Here is an 8,326-nt window from a genome sequence, read left to right on the forward strand (position 1 = left end):
TTATACATTATTTTCAGTATAGTTGAGCTTATTATTGACTAGAGTCATGCTCCTCCTGGGAGAAGGATCCGGGGATGGTTACACTAGCAACGCGGAGCGCTTGGGCCCAAGCTACCGCCGTTCCAAAAAGTCGCGGCGCAGATCCCGAATCTCTTGCCGCATCTCCCGCATCTCTCGGGCCATCTCGTCAGTGCGCCGTTCCAGTGCTTCTGTGCGGCGTTCGATGGCCCGAGTACGCTCGTCAAACCGATCCATTGACTCGCGAAAGAACTGCGCCAGCATCGCCTGTCCCTCCCGCAGCTCTTGAATCAAAACCTGCTGGTTTTGCTGGACAAGACGCAGCTCCTGCTGGGCAGCTTGCAATTCTTTTTGGGAGGCTTGCAGCTCTCTTTGGGAGGCTTGCAACTCTCTTTGGGAGGCTTGCAACTCTTGGATGGCTTGAATCAGCCACTGTTCTTGCTCGGGCGTCATGGTTACTGAAACACTACAGAATTAAGGAAATCCTACCACCACTAACTCTTCTCTCCTCCTGGGAGAGGGATCGGGGGCAAGGGATCCAAATCCAAAACCTCAATGGAGAGTAGGGAACTCGAATCCCTGACCTCTGCGGTGCGATCGCAGCGCTCTACCAACTGAGCTAACTCCCCGTAGCTCTACCAGGATAACCTGAATCGGCAGCCAAGATCTCCCCCACCTGCAACTCTAGCCCCACAAAAACCTGCGAAGGTACCCCCTCGGATCCCTTCAGCTCCAGCAGGTCGTACCAGCCCTCGTGCAACAGCAGCAGGCTCACCTTCTCTTCCAAAGGATCCACAATCCAATACTCGCCGATGCCCAAAACGCAGTATTCCGCCCGTTTGGCCCGGTAGTCCGCCGCCCGGCTGGATTCGCTCACCACCTCCACCACCAATAGCGGCGGCGGATCCTCCAAGCGAATCAAAGCCTCTCGGGATCCCATCTCCTGCCACTGCTCCAAAGGCAGCACCACCACATCCGGGATCCGCACCGTTTCCCAGCGGTTGCCCCGCGGCGACTGGATCCCCAGGCCGCCCTGGATTGTTGTCCAAGGCAACTGCCGTCTGGCGATCTCCGCCTCAAAAACCTGGCTGAGAAACTTTTGGATCTGGACATGCCGTCCGGTTGGAAGGGCCATGGGCACCAACTCCCCCGCCACCAACTCATAGCGGGTATCGCCGCCATCGGAATACTTGAGGTACTCTGCCAAACTCAGGCGAGCCGTTGTCGATCCAGAAGCAGAAACGGATCCGATCGTCAAAGCCACAGCCACCTCCAAAGGCTGCTCTGCTGCCATCCTAACCCCCCTCTCCCTCAGGGAGAGGGGCTGGGGGTGAGGGCCGGCGCGGAGCACTTGAGGCTGCTACCGCCGTTCCAAAAAATCGCGGCGCAGATCCCTCATCTCCGCTGCCATCTCATCAGTGCGGCGCTCTAGGGCTTCCGTGCGCCGTTCCAAGGCTTCTGTGCGCCGTTCCAGGGCTTCGGTGCGGCGTTCAATAGCGCGGGTGCGCTCGTCAAAGCGATCTAGCGCCTCGCGGAAAAACTGCGCCAGCATCGCCTGCCCCTCGCGCACTTCCTGAATCAGAACCTGTTGATTTTGCTGGCCCGCTTGCAGCTCTCGAATCAAAACCTCCTGGTTTTGCTGGACAAGGCGCAGCTCCTGCTGGGCAGCTTGCAGCTCTTTTTGGGCAGCCTGCAGCTCCTGGACAGCTCGGATTAACCACTCTTCTTGTTCTGGGGTCATCGTCAAAAAGTTCTACAGAGGATAAAAAAATCCTACTCCCCTCTCCCTCAGGGAGAGGGGCTGGGGGTGGTCGCGTTAGCGGCGCGGAGCGCTTGGGCTGGGAGAGGGGCTGGGGGTGAGGGCCGCCGGCGGCGCACAGCGCTTGAGGCTGCCGGAAAGAACCACCCAAAACAAAAACCCCTCTCCCTATGGGAGAGGGGCCAGGGGTGAGGGATCGGAGGTGAGGGCTCAGTACAGCGCTTCTTCTTGGTGGGTGATGATGGTGCAGTCGGAGGTGGGGTAGGCCACGCAAGTCAGCACATAGCCCTGCTCGATCTGATCGTCATCCAGGAAGGATTGATCGCTTTGATCCACCGTGCCGCTCACCAGCTTGCCAGCACAGGTCGAGCAGGCTCCGGCGCGGCAGGAGTAGGGCAGGTCGATCCCTTGCTCCTCCGCCACATCCAAAATGTACTCGTCGTCCGGCACATCGATGGTGACGTCCAAGCCCCGCTCTTCGTTGATCAACCGAACTTTGTAGACAGCCATCCTGGTTGGATCTCCAGAAAAAACATCCACTCCTCATCCTGCCACCCTTCTGCCCCGGATCAAGCACTATTTGGTAAGGAAGTAGGCAGATCTTCGGATTTTTTACAAAGGGATCACCCGCCCCTCCAGAGCCTTCCTTCGGCAGGGCCACTCTGTGGGGGCAGGGCTCGGCCTTGGCCAGGCCCTCAGGGATCCCAGAAAAAAAGGGCAAGACTTGCCAAGTTGGGCAGATCTGACGGTATGATTTACGGAGTAGCTAGAGCAAGCGCCGAACAGGCGTGTATGCGTCTCCCACCCGACCGTCGAGCCTGAGGCCTTGAGTTGCTTCAGGTCAGGTGATCGGGTAAGGTAAGGGAAGTGTTCAGCCGAACCCTACTTTTTTGGTTAAGAGGAGAAAAATGAACGGAACAATGCAGAGGTGGCTGCTGAAGTCACTTGGTTCTCTGACCTTGGCGTCTGCCGTGGTGCTCTTGCCCGTGATTCTAACGGGCTGCGGTGAAAGCAGTACTAGCCCAACTGTGCCGGTGCCTCCGCCACCGCCGCCCCCGCCTCCCCCAGCACCAACTCCTACGCCGACTCCCACGCCAACCCCGCCAGCAGGAACAGTTAGAGTTACGCCCGAAACCGACATTAACCGGATTATCGCCACTTCTGATCGCACCCAGCCTCTCACGCTTGTCCTGGAGCCAGGCGTCTATCGCCAGAACATCGTGATCGACCGCAGCAACGTTAGGGTGCGCGGTGCCACTGGCTTGGTGGGCGATGCTATTGTGGTGGGTGCAGAGAGCGGCGCTCCTGTTCAGGTCACTAGCAATGCCAGTGGCGTTGTTCTGGAGAACTTCAGCATTCTCAACACCCGCTCCCTGGAACCGATTGAGTACGGCATTAACGCTGAGGGGGCCACAGAAGTTACTGTTACGGGCGTTGACATCGTTCTCTTCCCCACAGGAGCCCCTCGAGCTTCCCGTGGGGTAGCCATTGGCTTTGGCTCAGCTGCTGCTGGCGTCACCTCTAAGAACCTGACAGTAACCCGCTCCAACCTCTTTGTGGCTGGCGCAGCTAACTCAGCGGGTATTCGCATTGCCGGCGACAACGCAGGCATCAACCTGCGGGTGGAGACCAACAACATCTTCTTGGGCTACACGGCTGCTCCTGATGGGGTCACAACCCAGTTGATTAACTTTGTGCCCCAGGACGTGGGTGCGGGCTCGGCGGCTATTTTCATTGAGCCTGCCGTTACAGGGCTGAGCTTGGTGACCTTTGCCGGCAACGCCATCAGAACTGCGACGGCCAACGTCTATGCCATCCGCGACGAGCGGGGTAGTGGGCTGAATGCCGCGGAGCGCCGTGACATCGTTGCTAGAAACACGGGCTTGGTGTTTAACAGCAACACCAGCAACGTTTACCTCTCCATCACCCGCGCGATTGCCGAAGTGGCCGGTCCCAACCCAACGGTAACGGCTGGTCCTGGAGACTTTGTGGCTGAGGGCGAGATTCTTCTGCCTGCCGACAGGCCCGGCTTGACCTTGAACTCCATTGACGGCACGAGCACGGTGCGTTCGGTCAAGATCCTGGCCGCTGATGCCACGTTGGGCGGAACGGAGGGCAACGGCTTCCGGATTACTGGCATTTCCCCAGATCCGGACGCTGCTGGGCCGGCTGCACCTTACCAAGTAGCCATTGGCGAGTGTGACCTAGCCAACCTCACCACCCGCAACGTAAAAGTCTCCTTCAACGACTTCACGCGGCCCACTCAGTCAGATCCCTACGTCTCTGTGCAAGTCTGCGACTTCTCGCAGGCGGAGGTTTACAAGAACCTGTTGCGTGGCTTCACAGTTGCCGGCGTGCATGTGGTGTCGGCTGAGCCCAACACGGTAACCATTCGCGAGAACCGCTTTGAGCCTTCCATCGGCAGCCCGACCTTCATTGCGGCCATTGTGGATCGGCAGACTCAGGCACCGGGAACTCTGGCTCCTTTTGCCACAGCTTCGGTGACGGGCAACACCTTCAACCTGCCGCCGCAGGGCACTCTGGCTGTCTACGCTCGTCCCGACGTTGACCTCACGCCAACCGCGGCGGGGGCCCTGGGCGGAGAAGGCACCATTCTCAAGGCCTTCTTCAACAACACCATCACGCCCACGCCCATCCCTGGCTTTGCCGTGTGCGGTCGCCAAGAAAGCTTGGCGGGAGCCTCGGGCAACCTTCTGAACTTCTTGGATAGCACGCCATCAGCTCCTTTCACCTCTACTGTCTTTGGCGTGGCGTCGGATGCCCTCTGCTCGGCAGTGGGCTTCGGCCCAGGGGCCAGTCTGCAGTTCCAGCCCGGCGGTGCGCCACCGGCAACGCCTACTCCCACGCCTACGCCTCCGCCTGCCGGTGTGACGATCACTATCCCAGGCCTGCCTGCCGGCGCGACGGTGACGGTGACGGGGCCAGGCGGTGCTCCGGTCATCACCACTTCCACCTCCGTATCTGGAAATGAGGCTACCTTCCCAGGCCCATTCACCATCCCCTTTGGCGGCCAGATCCGGGTGACTCCCGCCATTCCTTCACCTAGGCCGATTACGGTTGGCGGTACTACCATTAGCACCTTTGACAACACCACTAACCCTGGCAGCACCACCTACTTCAACTTCGGGCCTGCCATTACCGTGAACTAGCTCTTGTCTAGTCTGGCAACGGCGGCCTGCTGCTATTGGGCTGACGGAGTTGCTTGGTGGTGGCAGGTCGCTTTCTCCAGCTCGCCTGGCTTGCGCATCTCTTCGTTCGATTGGTTTCCCTGTTGTACTTTTTGGCTTCTGCATGGGTATACTACTAGCAGCTAGGCCTTTGTGGGTTTCCCTGTAGTGAGTTGAGCTGCGCTTGCCAAGGCTTCAACCAGTTGTAGAGCCTTTCTTCTTGGAGATTGATGATGTCTAACCGCAACCTCAAGCACAGCTTGCGTTCCACGCTGGCTTCCTTGGCGCTGGCTTCTTCTCTAACCGGGGTGGTAGCCGCTTGCTCTGCCGACACGCCTACCGTTACGCAGGTTCCTTCCACCATCTCGGCTCAAGTTCCCGAAACCGCTGCTCCCGTTGCCGAGGGCCTCTCCTTCTACTACGACGGGGTAAAGACCTCAGTCACCATCAAGGATGCGGCAGTGCTTTTTGCCGCCTGCACCCTCAACACCGGCGACGCTGCCAAGATCGTCAGCTTCGTCAACACCACCCTGAAAGCCGGGCCGATTACGGCCAGCGATGTCACCGGGCTAGGTGACCCTCTCAAGCCGGCCATCTCCGACTTCAACGGCAACGGAGTTGTCAACTGCGAGGATGCCGCCATTTTGTTTGCCGTGTCCACTGTGGGTGTAGACGCGGCCAAGGTCAACGCTTTTGTATCCGGCACCCTGAAGATTCCGGGGGTAAGCGTTACTCAAACTCAGTTGGATACCTTCTTCAAGACTCCACCAACACCGACCCCGACCCCCACTCCAACTCCGACGCCTACTCCTTCTATTGTAGTTACTCCCAGCAGCTTAACCCTTCCGGCTCTTTCTAAGGCTACCTTGAACATCAAGCCCAATGTAGCCCCAGCGGGTGGCAAGCTGGTGCTGAGCGTGGTGAGCACGGATTCCACCATCGCCTCCATTGCCGGCTCTTCTACCTTGACCTTCCCGGTGGGCAGCACCGGTGCTCAGCAGGTAACTGTTTCAGGTGTGGCTACTGGCACGGCCAGCATTGTAGTTACAGTTGCGGGTGCCAATGAAGCCACCAACTACGCGGGAGTGCCGCCGGTCACCGTGCCGGTGAAGGTGGAGCCCCCAGTGGCGGCAGGACTGGTGGTTGAGCCAACAGAGGTTTCTACCCAGGTGGGCTCGACGGTAACCTTCTCAGTAGCCCCTACGCAGCCCCCGCTCAATGGCAACCTAGTGGTCAGTGTGGTATCCAACAAGCCAACGGTGGCGACGGTTAACCTGCCAACTCTGACCTTCCCCGAGGGGAACACGGCGCCTCAGGTGATAACCGTAACAGGGGTGGGTGTTGGTGAGTCCACCATCACTATTGAGCGAGCTGCTACCACGACGGCCACCAACTACCCGGCTACTATCGCCAGCAAGACGGTGAAGGCCACCATTACGGCAGGACCACCCGTGGCTCCCAAGACTATCTTTGTGCTGCCGAATGGAACAGGAGATGGATCCAGTCCCCTTACGCCTGCCAAATTTGCAACTGCCTTCACGACTGCCAATATCTTGCAGCAGGCTACGCCAAACCTGCCAGTTATCCTCAAAGTTGTTGGTGGTGGTGCTGAGACCCTGTCGGGAGTCTTTAATGCTGTCAACAACGGGACAATCACAATTCAACCGGAGCCAGCCGCAGCCAATGGGTTGGCAAAGGTGGACCTAGGAGGAGCCCTTACCTTCGGCTCAGCAGTCACGGTGAACGACATCAAGATTAACCTCAATGGCAACAACTTAACCATTAAAGGCAATGCGAGCAAGCTGATCGTTAAAGACGGTGGTGGCGCTGAGCAGGTAACGGTAGCTGATGGAGCTACTGTTACAGATTCGACCATCACACTTAATCTTTCCAATACTAATGACCTGCTTATTGTTAAAGGAAAAGGAACCCTCAAGAACTCCACAGTTGTAGCGAATGCGAGTGCAGCAACAACAGCCATTATCGAATTGGCTGGAACGCTTGATGGTGTGACTTTCAGTTGTAAAATTGACACTGGTGGCAAATGCATTGAGGCTACCGCTGCGGGTGCTCAGATTATTAACAGTAAAGTTAACTTCGATACCACTGCAGCCAGTCTAAAGGTTGTAGATGCCGGTACTAACGGCGTTACCATCATAGGCAGCGACCTTAAGCGGATAACAGCCAATTCTACTGACGCAGTGACTGTTGTCAATCATGGGGGTGGTGCCCTGGTCGTCCAGAACAGCACCATTGACTTGAATAACACTACTGCTACTTCCAGTCGCGCCGTGAACAGTACCGCCACCAGTGGCTCGATAATCTTGACAGGGAACATTTTCAAGGGTTACAACGTAAGCGGCGAGCCCGTTGTTGAAATTGCTGGTCCTCCTGGTCTTGGTGCAACTCCGCAGCAAATTGCTAACAACCAGTTCCAGCTCACCATCAGTGATGCAATAGGTATCAAGTCTAATGGTGCTCCCATTACCTTGATTAACCAATACGCTACTGGTAGTGGCAATACCTTTGGTTCTTCCACTACACCAGTCACAAATTAGTAGGTGATCTTATCTTTGTGTTAGCTCAGCTAAGGGAGAGGCCTGGGTCTCTCCCTTTTTTTCCAGTCCTGGGCTCGCTGCTACGTACAATGGTTTGCCGCGGCAGTACCAAGCTGGCGGGGGTGCTAATAGAATGGGATCCTAAGCTGCCGAGAAACCCCATGTCGGAGCGGTTGGAGCGGGTGGAGGCTATCTTGGAGGTCTTGGCCCAGCAGACGCTGGCCAATGCCCAGGCCACTGCCCGGAATACAGAAGCCATCGAGCGTCTTTTTGCAGCCACCGCCCAGAACACAGAGGCCATTGGGCAAGTTTTTGCAGCCATTGCCCAAACTAGGGAGTCCATCGCTGAGCTGCGGGCCAGCATTGCCGAGCTGCGCCAGGTGGTTGAGCAGCAAAACCGCGCCATTACCTACCTTATGAGCCAAGACTAGGCCCAGAGCCGTGGATCCCCTTCCTTCTCGGCCAGGGTTGGGGAATAATACCCGTTAGTTCCCCTGAGCTGGCCGGCGCCGAACCAAGACTGCAACCGCTACCCCAATTCTTGCTGATCCTTCGCTGGAGATTTGAGAATGTCTGACCGCAACTTCCCAACCAGTTGGCGTGTTTCCCTTGTTTCCTCAGTGTTGGCCGCCGCTCTGGCCGGGCTGATGGCTGCCTGCGGCTCTTCCTCAAGGGATCCTCTCACGGTTGCCACGCCCACGCCAACTCCGACCCCCACACCAACACCGAGGCCGCCGGGCACGCCGTCTCGGGCACGTCCCGACACGCCGACGCCGCGCCCGCCCGCCGCGCCGCCGCAAAGA

Annotated in this window: 8 protein-coding genes and 1 tRNA gene; 4 read left to right on the forward strand and 5 right to left on the reverse strand. The window is 57.9% G+C overall.

Annotated features, from left to right (window positions below):
* Positions 1–111: 111 nt before the first annotated feature.
* The 5 genes from NW848_RS09795 to NW848_RS09815 form a co-directional block, all read right to left on the reverse strand.
* A complete protein-coding gene (locus NW848_RS09795) occupies positions 112–471 on the reverse strand; it encodes a hypothetical protein (protein ID WP_414508500.1) in 360 nt (119 codons plus the stop codon).
* A 103-nt stretch (positions 472–574) separates the two neighbouring features.
* A tRNA-Ala gene (locus NW848_RS09800) sits at positions 575–647 on the reverse strand.
* On the reverse strand, positions 638–1,312 hold the full coding sequence (locus NW848_RS09805) for a Uma2 family endonuclease (RefSeq protein WP_011430269.1): 675 nt from the start codon (positions 1,310–1,312) through the stop codon (positions 638–640). Before NW848_RS09805 ends, NW848_RS09800 begins: the two co-directional genes overlap by 10 nt.
* Before the next feature lie 66 nt (positions 1,313–1,378).
* A complete protein-coding gene (locus tag NW848_RS09810; protein WP_011430270.1) occupies positions 1,379–1,759 on the reverse strand; it encodes a hypothetical protein in 381 nt (126 codons plus the stop codon).
* Between the two features lie 228 nt (positions 1,760–1,987).
* A complete protein-coding gene (locus NW848_RS09815) occupies positions 1,988–2,287 on the reverse strand; it encodes a ferredoxin (RefSeq protein WP_011430272.1) in 300 nt (99 codons plus the stop codon).
* A gap of 398 nt (positions 2,288–2,685) precedes the next feature.
* Here NW848_RS09815 and NW848_RS09820 point away from each other — a divergent pair, with 398 nt between their 5' ends.
* The 4 genes from NW848_RS09820 to NW848_RS09835 form a co-directional block, all read left to right on the forward strand.
* A complete protein-coding gene (locus NW848_RS09820) occupies positions 2,686–4,947 on the forward strand; it encodes a hypothetical protein (protein WP_414508501.1) in 2,262 nt (753 codons plus the stop codon).
* Positions 4,948–5,195: 248 nt separating this feature from the next.
* Positions 5,196–7,523: a beta strand repeat-containing protein gene (locus tag NW848_RS09825; protein ID WP_414511085.1), complete on the forward strand. Its 2,328-nt coding sequence runs from the start codon at positions 5,196–5,198 to the stop codon at positions 7,521–7,523.
* A 161-nt stretch (positions 7,524–7,684) separates the two neighbouring features.
* Positions 7,685–7,954, forward strand: a complete 270-nt coding sequence (locus NW848_RS09830) for a hypothetical protein (RefSeq protein WP_414511086.1) — start codon at positions 7,685–7,687, stop codon at positions 7,952–7,954.
* 164 nt (positions 7,955–8,118) lie between these two features.
* Positions 8,119–8,326 (forward strand): hypothetical protein (locus tag NW848_RS09835; RefSeq protein WP_414511087.1); only part of this gene is annotated, 208 nt, incomplete at its 3' end.

Source organism: Synechococcus sp. RC10A2 (genome assembly GCF_047502605.1).

Coding starts and splice junctions, on each gene's coding strand:
- NW848_RS09815 (WP_011430272.1), bottom strand. CDS start 2,287: ATGGCTGTCTACAAAGTTCGGTTGATCAACGAAGAGCGGGGCTTGGAC.
- NW848_RS09830 (WP_414511086.1), top strand. CDS start 7,685: ATGTCGGAGCGGTTGGAGCGGGTGGAGGCTATCTTGGAGGTCTTGGCC.
- NW848_RS09825 (WP_414511085.1), top strand. CDS start 5,196: ATGATGTCTAACCGCAACCTCAAGCACAGCTTGCGTTCCACGCTGGCT.
- NW848_RS09805 (WP_011430269.1), bottom strand. CDS start 1,312: ATGGCAGCAGAGCAGCCTTTGGAGGTGGCTGTGGCTTTGACGATCGGA.
- NW848_RS09810 (WP_011430270.1), bottom strand. CDS start 1,759: ATGACCCCAGAACAAGAAGAGTGGTTAATCCGAGCTGTCCAGGAGCTG.
- NW848_RS09795 (WP_414508500.1), bottom strand. CDS start 471: ATGACGCCCGAGCAAGAACAGTGGCTGATTCAAGCCATCCAAGAGTTG.
- NW848_RS09820 (WP_414508501.1), top strand. CDS start 2,686: ATGAACGGAACAATGCAGAGGTGGCTGCTGAAGTCACTTGGTTCTCTG.